Origin of the sequence: Janthinobacterium agaricidamnosum, assembly GCF_003667705.1 — a bacterium.
Lineage (GTDB): Bacteria > Pseudomonadota > Gammaproteobacteria > Burkholderiales > Burkholderiaceae_D > Janthinobacterium.
In genome coordinates, this window is the sequence record NZ_CP033019.1 from 3,693,378 (window position 1) to 3,705,888 (window position 12,511).

General features: G+C 64.2%; 11 protein-coding genes. 9 read left to right on the top strand and 2 right to left on the bottom strand.

Annotation, left to right across the window (positions count from 1 at the left end; translation table 11 throughout):
• The first annotated feature begins 58 nt into the window (after window positions 1-58).
• Window positions 59-2,371, top strand: coding sequence for a PAS domain S-box protein (locus tag D9M09_RS16635; RefSeq protein WP_070289295.1), 2,313 nt, complete (start codon window positions 59-61; stop codon window positions 2,369-2,371).
• On the opposite strand, the gene ligD is transcribed toward D9M09_RS16635, so the two are convergent.
• Window positions 2,355-4,841: a DNA ligase D gene (gene ligD / locus D9M09_RS16640; protein WP_121669921.1), complete on the bottom strand. Its 2,487-nt coding sequence runs from the start codon at window positions 4,839-4,841 to the stop codon at window positions 2,355-2,357. The two genes, D9M09_RS16635 and ligD, sit on opposite strands and share 17 nt — an antisense overlap.
• Before the next feature lie 212 nt (window positions 4,842-5,053).
• On the opposite strand from ligD, the gene D9M09_RS16645 reads away from it, so the two are divergent.
• The 8 genes from D9M09_RS16645 to D9M09_RS16680 all read left to right on the top strand — a co-directional run bounded on the left by D9M09_RS16645 (window position 5,054) and on the right by D9M09_RS16680 (window position 11,890).
• Complete coding sequence (locus D9M09_RS16645; RefSeq protein ID WP_070289293.1) at window positions 5,054-5,383, top strand: hypothetical protein; 330 nt, start codon at window positions 5,054-5,056, stop codon at window positions 5,381-5,383.
• A 222-nt stretch (window positions 5,384-5,605) separates the two neighbouring features.
• Window positions 5,606-5,947, top strand: coding sequence for a hypothetical protein (locus tag D9M09_RS16650; RefSeq protein WP_070219505.1), 342 nt, complete (start codon window positions 5,606-5,608; stop codon window positions 5,945-5,947).
• A gap of 39 nt (window positions 5,948-5,986) precedes the next feature.
• On the top strand, window positions 5,987-6,325 hold the full coding sequence (locus D9M09_RS16655) for a hypothetical protein (protein ID WP_070313444.1): 339 nt from the start codon (window positions 5,987-5,989) through the stop codon (window positions 6,323-6,325).
• 278 nt (window positions 6,326-6,603) lie between these two features.
• A complete protein-coding gene (locus tag D9M09_RS16660; RefSeq protein ID WP_121669922.1) occupies window positions 6,604-8,772 on the top strand; it encodes a TonB-dependent siderophore receptor in 2,169 nt (722 codons plus the stop codon).
• 15 nt (window positions 8,773-8,787) lie between these two features.
• Window positions 8,788-10,023, top strand: a complete 1,236-nt coding sequence (locus tag D9M09_RS16665; RefSeq protein WP_162995834.1) for a PepSY-associated TM helix domain-containing protein — start codon at window positions 8,788-8,790, stop codon at window positions 10,021-10,023.
• Window positions 10,024-10,086: 63 nt separating this feature from the next.
• Window positions 10,087-11,109 (top strand): serine hydrolase domain-containing protein, encoded by a 1,023-nt coding sequence (locus D9M09_RS16670; protein WP_121669924.1) that lies wholly within the window; start codon window positions 10,087-10,089, stop codon window positions 11,107-11,109.
• A 115-nt stretch (window positions 11,110-11,224) separates the two neighbouring features.
• Window positions 11,225-11,581 carry a hypothetical protein gene (locus D9M09_RS16675; RefSeq protein ID WP_121669925.1) on the top strand — a complete coding sequence of 119 codons (357 nt, stop codon included), beginning with the start codon at window positions 11,225-11,227 and terminating at the stop codon, window positions 11,579-11,581.
• 45 nt (window positions 11,582-11,626) lie between these two features.
• Entirely contained in the window at window positions 11,627-11,890 is a 264-nt protein-coding gene (locus tag D9M09_RS16680) for a hypothetical protein (protein WP_099411462.1), read from the top strand.
• A 54-nt stretch (window positions 11,891-11,944) separates the two neighbouring features.
• Here D9M09_RS16680 and D9M09_RS16685 read toward each other — a convergent pair whose 3' ends face one another.
• Entirely contained in the window at window positions 11,945-12,502 is a 558-nt protein-coding gene (locus D9M09_RS16685) for a fasciclin domain-containing protein (protein WP_205602261.1), read from the bottom strand.
• Window positions 12,503-12,511 lie beyond the last annotated feature (9 nt).

Genomic DNA, 12,511 nt, shown 5'->3' on the forward strand with positions numbered 1-12,511 from the left:
TCGCTACGTTATGCACAGGCCTGCCAGCCGGCAAGCCCTGTCTCGCGTGCGGAAAAAAATGGATGCCGAGTTAGATCAGCTTATCCTCAGCGGCGCCCCTGGCGGCGTCGTCATCACGAACGAAGAGCACGCCGTCGTGCGCTGGACGGTGGGTGCCCAGCGCATCTTCGGCTATGGCAGCGACGAAGCGCTGGGCCGCACGCTGTGGGAGCTGATCTCCTTGCCCGGACAAGCCGAGGCGGCACAGCTGATCGACGAACAGCTGACCCTGCACGGCAGCTACGACCGCGAATCGCTGCGGCGGCGCAAGGATGGCGAACTCATCCACGTCGATGTCGCGTGCCAGGTCGCACAGGCCGGGGCGGATGCGCCCCGCTACCTGATTTCCACCATGAAAGACACGACCTTGCTGAAGGCGGCACGCGACGCCCAGTTCGTCGAGGTGCGCTACCGCGTGCTGTTCGAATCGACGCCGGACAGCGTCATCATGGTCAATGCCACGGGCGCCATCGTGCTGGCCAACCAGCAGGCGCAGCGCCTGTTCGGCTACGCGGAAGGCGAATTGAACGGCAGGCAAATCGATAGTCTGCTGCCGCAACGGCTGCGCCATTCGCACGTGGCGCACCGCGCGCGCTATTTCGACCAGCCCCGCACGCGCACCATGGGCGCCGACCTGGAATTGCTGGGCTTGCGCAAGGACAACGTCGAGTTTCCCGTCGAAATCAGCCTGTCGCCCATCCAGACGGAAATCGGCACCTTCGTCATCAGCGCCATCCGCGACGTCAGCGACCGCCGCCGCGCCGAGCAGAAGTTCCGCGGCCTGCTCGAATCGGCGCCGGACGCCATCGTCATCGTCAACGGCGATGGCGAGATCGTGCTCGTCAACTCGCAGACGGAACGCCTGTTCGGCTACTCGCGCGCGGAGTTGCTCGGGCGCAATGTGGAAGTGCTGATCCCGGCCCGCTACGCGATGGACCATCCGCGCCACCGCCATGCGTTTTCCACGGCGCCGCGCGCCCGCTCCATGGGTGCAGGACTGGAACTGTACGGCTTGCGCCGCGACGGTACCGAATTCCCCGTCGAAATCAGCCTGTCGCCGCTGGAAACGGACGAAGGCGTGCTCGTGTCGTCGGCCATCCGCGACATCTCCGAGCGCAAGCGCATCGAACGCACGCTCAACGAACAGAAAGTCGAACTCGAGCGGGCCAGCCAGGCGAAGGACCGTTTTCTCACCAGCATGTCGCACGAGCTGCGCACGCCGCTGAATGCCATCCTCGGCTTTGCCCAGTTGCTGGCCAACGAAGCCTTGCCCGCCACCGTGCTGCAAAAACGCACCTTCGTGCAAAACATCGTCACCTCGGGACGCCACCTGCTCACCCTGATCAATGAAATCCTCGACCTGGCGAAGATCGAATCAGGCAGCCTGAGCCTGTCGATGGAAGCGGTGACGCTGCCCGCGCTGATCGAGGAAGTGCGCGTGATGGTGGAAGAACAGGCGCAGCAGCGCCAGATCCACCTGATCTTTCCCGCCTGCGAAGCGCTGACGCTCAGGGCCGACCATACGCGCCTCAAGCAAGTGCTGCTGAACCTGCTGTCGAACGCCATCAAGTACAACCGCCCGGCCGGCAAGGTGGAGCTGGAAATTTCGCAGCCCGATGCGCTGTGCGTGCGCATCGCCATCCGCGACACGGGCAAGGGGCTGGACGACGCGCAGATGGCCGAACTGTTCCAGCCGTTTAACCGCCTGGGGCAGGAGGCCGGCAGCGAAGAAGGCACGGGCATCGGCCTGGTCGTCACCAAGCGCCTGGTCGAACTGATGGGCGGACGCATGGGCGTGCACAGCTGCCTTGGCGAGGGCAGCGTGTTCTGGATCGAACTCGACACCATGGCCGCGCCGCCCGACAGCATGCCGCTGGATACGGAGGGGTTATCCGAGCCTGCCGGCGACGCCGGGGACGACGCCAGCGGCCAGGCGCTGCTGCTGTACGTGGAAGACAATCCGGCCAGCCTGCGCCTGGTGGAAGACATCGTCAGCTTCCTGCCGCATCTGCGCATGATCTCGGCCACCGATGCGCGCCAGGGCATCGCGCTGGCGCTGGAACGCCAGCCCGATGTCATCCTGATGGATATCAACCTGCCCGGCATGAACGGCAACCAGGCGCAACGCATTCTGCGCAACGATCCGCGCACGGCGCACATTCCCGTCATCGCCCTGACGGCCAACGCCATGAAGGGCGACATCCGGCATGGCCTGGCCGCGGGCTTTTTCCGCTACCTGACCAAACCCGTCGAGATTCCCCAGCTCAACGCCGCCATCGACGAAGCCCTGCAGCTGGCGCGCGCCACCGTGACATTCAAGCCGGAGGCGTAAAGGCCAGCTTTTTCATCGCCGCACCGAGCCCTTTCGCGCTGCGCGCATAGCCAGCCCACGGCGCGTTGCCCACGTCGAGACGGCTGTGGACATTGCCCACGTTCCATTGGTCGCCCGCCTTCAGCTGGTCGAGCTCCTCCCAGGCCAGCGGCACGGAAATGCCCAGCCCCGAACGCGTGCGGGCCGACCACGCGCACACGGTGGTGGCGCCCCGGCCATTGCGCAAATAATCGATGAAGATCTTGCCGACCCGGTTGGACGGTCCGCTTTTCAGGACAAAACGCTGGGGAATGAGCTGCGCCATGTGCGCCACGATGGCTTGCGAAAACGCCTTGACCGTATCCCAGTCGTGTTTCGGGCGGATCGGCACGACCACGTGCAAGCCCTTGCCGCCGCTGGTTTTCAGCCAGGCGGGCAAGCCCAGTTCCGTCAAAAAGGCGCGCAGCAGCACGGCCGCTTCGCGGATGGCGGGCCAGGCCACGCCCTTGCCCGGGTCCAGGTCGAACACCAGGCGGTTCGGCGTGTCGTAGGCGCTGGCCAGTGCATTTTGCGTGTGAAATTCCACCACATTCCACTGCGCCGCCGACAACAGGCCCTGTACGCTGGCCACTTCCAGCATGCTGGCATGCTCGGGATCGAGGCCGGGATCGAGCTGTTTGACGCCGGGCATGGCGGACGTGTCCGCATGCTTCTGGAAAAACAGCTCGCCGCCCACGCCGGACGGCGCGCGCACCAGCGACACGGGCCGGCCCCGCAAATGCACGAGCATCAGCTTGCCCACGAGCGCGTAGTAGCGCACCAGGTCGATCTTCCTGGCGCCGCTGTCCTTGTCGATCACCCTGTCCGCATGGCTGACCTTGAAACTGGCCGGCAAGACGCTGTCCGGCCTGGATTGGTTTGGCATCGTCTTCTCCCTGTCGATTCGCTGTGGCCGCTCGCGCACGATGGCGGCCGGCTGTTTATCCGCATGCAAGCCGTGAAACACGGCGTGGCGCACGGCGCCGCCGCTGGTCCATTGCGCAAAGCCGACCTCGGCCACCAGCGCCGGCTTGACCCAGATGGGCTGGCGCACGCCGCCCGCCTTGCCCGCAAACGGACTCGTCTCGATGGTCAGGGTGTCGAGGCGGCGCCGCAAGTCGCGCAAGGCCGCATCGTCAAAGCCGCTGCCCACATTGCCCGCATAGCGCAGCTTGCCCTGGTCATCGTGCACGCCCAGCAGCAGCGAACCGATGCCTTCGCGCGCGCCTTGCGGCGCCGTATAGCCGCCGATGACGAATTCCTGGCGCAGCCCGCATTTGAGCTTGATCCAGTCGCCGGAACGCCGCGTGACGTAGGGCGAGCCGCGCCGCTTGCCAATCACCCCTTCCAGCCCCAGGCGGCAGGCGTGGGCCAGCAATTGCCGGGGTTTGGCGTCGAGCGCTTCGCTGAAGCGCAGCAGCGGCGAAGCCGGCAAGCGCTGCAGCAGCTGTTCCAGCAAGGCCCGGCGCGCCTCGACCGGCTGGCCGCGCAGATCGTGGCCGTCGAAAAACGGCACGTCGAACAGGTAATACACGATCTCGCTGGTCGTGTCTGCCTCGAAGGCGCGCTGCAAGGCGCCAAAATCCGGATGGCCGCTGGCGTCGTTGACGACGATTTCGCCGTCATACCAGCCAGGCGGCAAGCCCAGCTTTTCCAGCGCCTGGCGCAGCTTCGGCAGTTTCGCCGTCCAGTCGTTGCCATTGCGCGTGATCAAACTGACCCGTTCGCCATCGCAACGCGCGAGGATGCGGTAACCGTCGAATTTCACCTCGAACATCCAGTCTTGCGCGTCTGGCGGCGGCGCATCGACGAGCGTGGCCAGCTGCGGCGACAGGGCGGCTGGCAGCTTCGCGGCTGGCGCAGCCGCCTGCTCCGCGCTGTGTTTGCGCCTGGGCATGGCCTTGTGCTTGACGCTGTCGGGGAATTCGTCGACGACAGAAAATTCCAGCGCCGGCCGGGCATATTCATCTTTTTCCTTGATCAGCAGCCAGGCGGGCTGCTTTTCGCCCTTGCCCTTCATGCGCACGAGCACCCACTTGCCGTGCATCTTGTGGCCATGTACGGTGAATTTCAGCTCGCCGGCCGCCAGCGCCTTGCGCGCATCGGGCGTGGCCGGCTGGGGCTGCCACGTGCCCTTGTCCCAGATGATGACCTTGCCCGCGCCATACTGTTTTTCGGGGATCGTGCCTTCAAAGCTGGCGTAGGCAATCGGGTGGTCTTCCACTTGCACGGCCATGCGCTTGTCGCGCGGGTCGTAGCTGGGGCCTTTCGGCACGGCCCAGCTTTTCATCGTGCCGTCCAGTTCCAGGCGAAAGTCATAGTGCAGGCGGCTGGCCCAATGCTTCTGGATGACGAAGGTAAGCCCGCCGCCCGCCGCCTCGCCGCCCGCCGCAGGCTCGGGCGTGACGGCGAAGTTGCGCTTGGCTTGATAGGTTTTCAAGGCGGCTTTCATGGCGGACCCATGCGGTGACGATGGCATCGAGTCTAGGCCGCCAGGGGCCAAGGCGCGGTACGCCAGCTAACAGAGCGCCTGCCCCGGCAAATGTAAGTGTTTGTAATTGAGAGAAAACGTGTCAACGCAATTGCCGCACGGCGCGTTTTTGGCTCAGTGACAGGGGAAATGCATCTCCTGAACTACAACCCCACTTCTCGAGGAACTGCATCATGAAAAAACGCACTGTCAACATTGTCGCTACTCTGATCGCCGGCTTGTTCGCTACCGCAGCCTTTGCTCAAACCCCAGCACCAGCAGCGCCGGCCAAGGCCGAAGCCAAGCACACCAAGGAAGTGGCTAAAGCAGAAGCCAAAGAAACCAAGGCCGTCGTGAAAGCCGATGCGAAAGAAGCCGCTGTTGCCGCCGATGCGAAAGCCGACGTCGCCAGCGCCAAGGCCGATGCCGCCGTCACCAAAGCCAAAGCCCACAAAAAAGCGAAAAAAGCCAAGGCCAAGGCTGACGAAGCCAAAACTGAAGCGACCGCAGCAGCAGCCAAGTAATCCCCACAGCGCATTTTTTGCGTCACACAAAAAGACAGCTTCGGCTGTCTTTTTTTATTTTCATGCCAGCATCATGCAGCAACATCCTATAAAACACCTGATTGTAAGAAAGTGTAAACAAGGTCAACGGTAAGCTTCCGGGGCGCGTTTTATGCTCAGTGACACGGGAATCATCCCACCACCAACAGATACACCAGACAAACCACCACTGAGGACTGCACCATGAAAAAAGTAATCGCTACCCTGATCGCCGGCCTGTTCGCAACCGCTGCCTTTGCCCAGACGCCCGCAGCCCCAGCAGCTCCGGCAGTGCCCGCCAAAGTCGAAGCGGCCCATACCAAGGCCGTCGTAAAAGCCGATGCCAAGGAAGCGCAAACGGTCGTGAAAGCGGACGCCAAAGAAGCGAAAGCCGTCGTCGCCGCGAAAACGGAAGTCGCCAGCGCCAAAGCGGAAGCGGCCACCACGAAAGCCAAGGCCCACCACAAAGCCAAGAAAACCAAGGCCAAGGCTGACGAAAAGCTGGCATCGGCCACCGCTGAAGCAGCACCGGCAGCAGCCAAGTAATCACCCAGACAATCGCTTACCACTCTCCAGGACAATACAATGAAAAAAGTTATCGCCACCCTCGTCGCCAGCCTGTTCGCTACCGCCGCCTTCGCCCAAGCCCCTGCCGCCCCGGCAGCACCGGTTCCCGCCAAGGCGGAAGCGGCCCACACGAAAGCCGTAGCAAAAGCGGAAGCCAAGGAAACCAAGGCCGTCGTGAAAGCCGATGCGAAAGAAGCGGCCGTCGTCGCCGATGCGAAAGCCGACGTGGCCAGCGCCAAGGCCGACGCCAAGGTCAGCAAGGCCAAGGCCCATCACAAGGCCAGCAAAGCGAAAGTGAAAGCGGACGCAACGAAAGCGGCAGAAGCCGTACCGGCAGCGCCAGCGCCAGCGAAGTAATCGCGGCAATCGCCACGGGAGCGCGTCCGCCGGGTCTGCGCTTCCGTGGCGGCTTCGCCCGCAGTATCAAAGACAGCTTCGGCTGTCTTTTTTTTTCGCGGCTGGCACTGGTAGCGCATGAGCGGCACTGACGACCGGAAGCAAAACCTCCAACGTAAAACCGTGTAAAGATGTAAAAAAACAACGCTTTTCAGTCACAAAAAGTCCCCATTCCGGCCCCTCCTCAAATAGAATTGAGAATTATTCTCATTCTCATCCTTGATTCAGGAGCCGTTTCAATGCCAGGTCGCACCGTTCTTTCCGCCGCATCGTCCACCCCATCCTGCCCCGCCGTGCTGTCGCTGCGCCCGCTGGCCCTGGCCATTTCACTGGCGCTCGGCGCCGGCATGGCACATGGCGCCGACGGCGCCCCCGCCGATGACGCTGGCGAAGACACGCCCATGATGCAAACCATTACCGTCACGGGCAGCAGCGACGCGAACGCCTACACGGCGCGCAAAAGCGCCTCGGCCAGCAAGTTCGACCTGTCGCTGCGCGAGACGCCGCAGGCCGTTTCCGTGGTCACGCGCGCGCAAATGGACGATTTCAGGCTCGATAACGCCAGCAAGGTGCTGGCGCAAACGACGGGCGTGACGGTGGAAGCGGTAGAAACGGACCGCACCTATTACACGGCGCGCGGCTACGACATCACCAACTTCCAGTTCGACGGCGTCGGCATTCCTTTCGTCTTCGGCAATGTGATGGGCGACCTCGATACGGCGCTGTTCGAGCGCGTCGACATCGTGCGCGGCGCGAATGGCCTGATTTCCTCGACCGGCAATCCGTCGGCCACCGTCAACTTCGTGCGCAAGCGCCCGACCCAGGGCCTGGCCGCTGCTGCCGGCGTCACGCTCGGCTCCTGGAACACGCGCCGCGTCGATGCCGACGTCTCGACGCCGCTCGGCAGCGACGGCAAGGTGGCGGCCCGCTTCGTCGCCGCGCACGAGGAAGGCGATTCCCACCTGGACCGCTACTCGCCGCGCAAGGATGTCGCCTACGCCATCGTCGAAGCGAAACTGACGCCGGACACCCGCCTGGCCGTGGGCCACAGCTACCAGAACAACCTAGCCAGGGGCGGCATGTGGGGCGCCCTGCCCGTCGCCTACACGGACGGCACGCCGACCGACTACCCGATTTCCGCCTCGACGTCGGCCGACTGGTCGCGCTGGAGCATCCTCAACAACAGCACCTTCGCCGAACTGGCGCACCAGTTCAATGCCGACTGGCGCGTGACGGCCACGGCCACCTACAACCGCTCCACCTCCGATTCCAAACTGTTCTACGTCTACGGCACGCCGGACAAGGCCACGGGCGACGGCTTGTTCAGCTACCCTTCGCGCTATGCCTCGGCCAACAAGCAGCGCCTGCTCGATGTCGCCGCCACGGGCACATTCACGCTGGCCGGGCGCCGGCATGACCTCAGCATGGGCCTGGCCTGGTCGAAGTCCACGCTCGACGACGTGTCGTATTATGGCCGCGGCATCGGCACGGCCCTGCCGAACGGCACGGCCTTCGACGGCTCCTACCCGGAACCGCTCTTCGATGCATCGACCAATGGCAGCGCCTACAAGGACGAACGCAAGAATGCCTACCTGGCCGCCCGCTTCAACCTGGCCGACAACGCCAAGCTGCTGGTGGGCGTGAACACCGTCAAGGCCGACAGCACGGGCAGCGCGTACGGCGTCAGCCAGGCCAAGTCGCAAAGCGACACCACGCCCTATCTCGGCCTGGTGTACGACATCGGCCGCCATGTGTCGGCCTACGGCAGCTACACGGAAATCTTCAACCCGCAAAGCAGCATCGACCGCACGGGCCAGACCCTGGCGGCGGCCACCGGCAAGAGCCTGGAAGCGGGCTTGAAAAGCGACTGGTTCGACGGCCGCCTGAACCTGTCCGGCGCCCTGTTCAAGACGCGCCAGAAGAACGTGGCCGAGGCGGCCGGCACCACGCCCGACCTCAAGACGTTCTACAAGGGCGTCGATTCGGAATCGCAGGGTTTCGAGCTCGATGCCTCGGGCGAGCTGGCGAAAGGCTGGCAGGCGAACGCCGGCTATGCGCAGCTGCGCATCGAAGGCGACGACGGCCAGGATGCGCGCACCTTCATCCCGCGCAAGCGCTTCCACCTGGCCACCACCTATCACGTGCCGGCCGTGCCGGCGCTGAAGCTGGGCGCCAGCCTGACCTGGCAGGACGCCATCTACAACAAGGTCGATGACAGCACCACCCTGCACCAGGGCGCCTACGCGCAACTGGGACTGATGGCCAGCTATGCCATCAGCCGCAACGTCAGCCTGTCGCTGAACCTGAACAATGTGACGGACAAGAAGCACCTGACCAGCCTGTACTGGACCCAGTCGCTGTACGCGGCAGGCCGCAATGGCAGCGCCACCCTGAGCTGGAAGTACTAGGGAGCCGCCATGCGACTGCGTCCTCCCATGGTTGTTCTGCACCGCTGGTTCGGCCTGGCGGTGGCGCTCTTCCTGTTCATTTCCGGCCTGACGGGCGCCGTGATCTCGTGGGATCACGAGCTCGATGCCTGGCTCAATCCGCAGCTGTTCCACGCCGCAAGCGCCGCCAGTGACGGCCCCGCAAAATCGGGACTGGAGCTGGCGCAGCAGCTCGAGGCGCAGGACCGGCGCCTGCGCGTGAACTACACGCTCACGGCGATCGAGCCTGGCCACACGGCGCTGATCGCGGTGGAAGGCCGGCCCGACCCGGCCACCGGCAAGCCGTTCGAGCCGGGCTTCAACCAGGTGGCCGTCGACCCGGCCACGGGCGCCATCCAGGGCACGCGCCAGTGGGGCGTGGTCTCGCTGACGCGCGAAAACCTGCTGCCCTTCCTGTATAAACTGCACTACACCATGCACATTCCCGATGGCTGGGGCATCGAGCTGGGCGTGTGGTTCATGGGCATCATCGGCATCGTGTGGGTCCTTGACTGCGGCATCGCCCTATACCTGTCGTTTCCAAACTGGCGCAGCTGGCGCAAGTCGCTGGCCTTCCGCTGGCGCGAAGGGGGCCACAGGCTGAACTTCGACCTGCACCGCTCGGGCGGCGTGTGGGTCTGGTTGCTGCTGCTGGTGCTGGCCGTCACGTCCGTGTCGATGAATCTGCAAACCCAGGTGATGCGTCCCCTTGTGGCGAAGTTGTCCACGCTCAGCCCGAACGCCTTCGACAGCCGCACGCCGCAGCCGCCCGGGCATCCCATCGAACCGCTGCTGACGCGCGAAGAGGCGGTGGCGCTGGCGAAGACGGAAGCGGCAAGGCGGGGCTGGACGCTGCCGGCCGGCGGCGTATTCTATTCTTCCGCCTACGGCCTGTATGGCGTCGGGTTCTTCGCGGCGGACAACGACCATGGCGACGGCGGCCTGGGCAATGCATGGCTGTACTTCGACGGGCGCGACGGCAAGCCGGCGGGAGGCGTGGTGCCCGGCACGGGCAGCGCGGGCGACATCTTCCTGCAGGCGCAATTCCCCCTGCATTCGGGCCGCATCCTGGGCCTGCCCGGGCGCATCCTGATTTCCGCCATGGGCCTGGTGGTGGCCATGCTGAGCGCAACGGGCCTGATCATCTGGCTGAGAAAGCGCCGTGCCCGCGCGGCGCAGACCGGTAAGGCGCCGGCGCCGCTGCATGCCAACTTCAGCAAGCAGGTGCAGTAAAACGCCACAAAACGGCGCAACTGGGCGACACTGGCGATCCGACCATCGCCACGAAAGCTGTCCATGCGCCGCCTGTCCTTGTCCTTGCTGACTACCCTCCTCCTGTCCTGCGCCGCCCTGGCACAGGACAGCGCCCCCGCCGCCATCGCGCAAGTCCTGCAAGCCCAGGACCGCGACAGCCATGGCGACCTGCGCGCCGTCGTCGTGCTGCGCGACGGCGCCATCGTCGCCGAACGCTATTACAACGGCGAGACGGCCGATACCCTGCACGACATCCGCTCGGCCGGCAAGAGCATCACCGCCCTGCTGGCCGGTGCGGCCGTGGCGCGCGGCCAGCTGGCGACGACAAAAACCGTGGGCGACTACTGGCCCGAAGTGGCCGGCAGCCCGGCGGGCAAGATCGTCCTCGACGACGTGCTGACCATGCGTTCGGGCCTGGCCGCCTTCGATGAAGACGAACAGTCGCCCGGCAATGAAGACAAGCTCGATGCGGCGCCCGACCCCGCCGCCTTCGTGCGCGGCGTGCCGGCCGCAACAAAGCCGGGCAGCGCCTACCGCTATAACTCGCTGGGGGCGTACATCGCCGGCAGGGTGGTGGAAAACGCCAGCGGCGCCGACCTGGAAGACTACGCCGCCAAGGTGCTGTTCGCGCCGCTGGGCATCACGCGCTGGAGCTGGGGCCGCGACGTGGCCAACCATCCGAAGGGACAGGGCAATCTGTCGCTGCGGGCGCGCGACACGGCGAAGATCGGCCAGATGGTGCTCGACGATGGCGTAGTTGGCGGCAAGAGGGTCATCGACGCCGCCTGGCTGCACGCGGTGCTGGCGCCACGCGTGGCCATCGGCGCCGTCGACCGCTACGCCGACAGCTACGGCTATTTCTGGTACGCGAAGACGCAGGAGATCGGAGGACAAAAAATCGCCGTGTATTTCGCCTCGGGCAATGGCGGCAACAAGATCTATGTGATTCCCACGCACCGCATGGTGGTGAGCGTGGCATCCAGCGCCTACGGCAAGGCGCATGGGCAGCGCCGTTCGGAAGACATCCTGAAAGCCATCCTGAAAGCCGATGCCACGCAGATGTAAGCGTTTGTAATGACCGTCAACGCAAGCGTCCGGGGCCGCGTTTTATGCTCAGTGACACGGGAATCATCCCGGCACCAACAGATACACCAGACAAACCACCACTGAGGACTGCACCATGAAAAAACGCATTTTCAACCTGAGCGCTACCCTGATCGCCGGCCTGTTCGCAACCGCTGCCTTTGCCCAGACGCCTGCAGCTCCTGCAGCCACCCCGGCAGCCTCGGTTCCCGCCAAAGTGGAAGCGGCCCACACCAAGGCCGTCGTAAAAGCCGATGCCAAGGAAGCGCAAACGGTCGTCAAAGCGGACGCGAAAGAAGCGAAAGCCGTCGTCGCCGCCAAGACGGACGTCGCCAGCGCCAAAGCGGAAGCGGCTACCACCAAGGCCAAAGCCCACCACAAAGCCAAGAAAACCAAGGCCAAGGCTGACGAAAAGCTGGCATCGGCCACCGCTGAAGCGGCTCCAGCGAAGTAATTTCTTCCCACTGCATTCACCCGAAAAAACACCAAGGATCTCATCATGAAAAAAGTTATCGCCACCCTGATCGCCAGCCTGTTCGCCACCGCCGCTTTCGCCCAGACGCCAGCCGTCGCGCCAGTCGCTCCAGTGGCACCGATTCCTGTCGTCGCCCCTGTCGTCAAGGCTGAAGCACCGGCAGCAGCCGTCAAGCCGGCCGCGCACAAGAAAGCCAAGCATCACAAGGCAAAGAAAGCCGCTCCAGCCGTCAAGGCAACGCCTGCGGAACCGGCAACGCCAGCTACGCCAGCAACACCGGCCAAGTAATCACGGACGCAGCAAGCAAAAAGACAGGGTTTTCCCTGTCTTTTTTTCGTCCGCTTATTGTGGCATCAGCACCGTCTCGATGACATTGATCACGCCATTCGACTGGTACACGTCATAGGTGCTGATGTTGGCGCTGTTGCCGCCTTCATCCATCACCACGATGTTGTGCATGCCGTTCATGGCGAACATCAGCTTGCCCCCGCTGGCCGTGGGCAAGGTGGCTTTACCGTCATGCATCTTGATTTCCTTCGCCAGCGCCTTGAAGTCGTATTTGCCGGGCACCACGTGGTAGGTGAGGATTTTCGTCAGGGTCGCCTTGTTTTCCGGCTTGACCAGGGTGTCGACGGTGCCGGCCGGCAGCTTGCCGAAGGCCGCATTCGTCGGCGCGAACACGGTGAACGGTCCCTTGCCTTTCAGGGTGTCGACCAGGCCGGCCGCCTTGACGGCGGCGACCAGGGTCGTGTGGTCGGCCGAATTGACGGCGTTGTCGACGATATCCCTGGACGGATACATGCTCTGGCCACCGACCATGGTCGTCATATCGGCGGCAAAGGGGGCGCTGGCGGCCAGCATGGACGTAATGAACAGTGCTGCGGGAACGATGGTGCGCATGATGATATC